The sequence below is a fragment of the Streptococcus infantis genome (genome assembly GCF_001579645.1).
GTDB classification, from domain to species: domain Bacteria; phylum Bacillota; class Bacilli; order Lactobacillales; family Streptococcaceae; genus Streptococcus; species Streptococcus infantis_E.
Genome location: NZ_KQ970825.1, coordinates 103,978 through 105,416 on the forward strand (window position 1 = coordinate 103,978; position 1,439 = coordinate 105,416).

At 33.5% G+C, this 1,439-nt stretch carries 1 pseudogene; it reads left to right on the forward strand.

Annotation, left to right across the window (positions count from 1 at the left end):
• Positions 1-1,335, forward strand: a pseudogene (locus SINDD18_RS11700) (ISLre2 family transposase); the annotation flags it as partial.
• Positions 1,336-1,439 lie beyond the last annotated feature (104 nt).

Genomic DNA, 1,439 nt, shown 5'->3' on the forward strand with positions numbered 1-1,439 from the left:
GTAGAGAAATTTAAAGAGAAAAATCTACAAGGATTTCATAAATTTGTAAGTGACTATGACAACTATATTGCTCCCACAATGAGAGCTAGAGGTTACAAATTTGTAAACTATGCTGAGAGAACCGTTACATTTACGTTTGGCCAGGTAACTTTTTCAAGAAGGCGCTGGTATAAGAATGGGAAATGTAGGATTCCAGTAGATGAAAAGTTAGGCCTGGAGAAACGTATTGCCTATTCCAAAGAATTGTTGTATCAGATAACTAAACTAGCTACAATGTTACCGTATCGAAAAGTTGTGGAAGTTATTGAACTGATGTACCAGGTTTATATTACTAAAGACACAGTGTTAAAAGCAATTAAACTAGCAAGTCAGTTGTTAAATGAAAAAGAAGATTATCGTTACTATAGTGATGAGGTAGTTGTCAAGAAAATTGATGCACCTGTCATTTATCTTGAAGGGGATGGAGTATGGATAAGAGTCAGTGGAAGAGAAAGAGAACAACAGAATAAAGAATTATCACATTTTGTCATTCATACTGGAACGGAGGAGTATGGAAAGAGGAAAATTTTAAAAAATAAGGTGGAAATTGTGTCTCCCAATAATCGAATAGCAAGGAAAAGAGTAGTAGATTATATTTATAATCATTTTAAAATTACGTCAGATACTCTACTTGTGACTAATTCAGATATGGGGCACGGATATACTCCACGTTAATTTAAAGAGATATCAAATGATTTAGGAATAAAGCATCATCAACATTTTTGGGATCGATATCATCTAAACAAAGAAATAAAAAAGTTGGTCAAACCGTATTCAGTAGAGCTACTAGATCAATTTATGAAAGCTATAGATAGCCATTGTAAGCAGAAGTTGAAAGCAGCTATTGATACTCTAGAGTCATTAGTTCTACTTAACCAGAATGAAAAGAAGATTGATAATTTTACTATTTTTAAAAATAGAATTCTTGGAAATTTTAAATATACGCAACCACCTGAACAGAGGAATTTAGATACAGCAAGTCTAGGAATTATGGAAAGCCAGCATCGGAAAATCAGTTACCGGATGAAAAATAGAGGGATGTATTGGTCAATAGACCATGCAGATGCGATGTCTCATCTTATTTTGTTGTCTTACAATCAAGAACTCCGAGATTTATTTTTTGGTAATTGGAGAAATGAATATGAAAAATACCACTCAGAGGGAATGAGTGGTGCAAAAGTACGAAAAAAAATTGATCAAGCTCCAAGGAGTTTAGGAACAATTGTAAATGCTTCTTGGAAAGGTCGAAAACAGCGAGACAAGCAACGTTTTGCAGGAAAAAAAATTAATAGATAAGATACCAGAAAGTCAGTAAACTATTGACTTATAGCGACAAGTATTGTATAATAATCTTATCAATAAAAAAGAGGCACGCAGCAACGTACCTCTCATAAAGATGG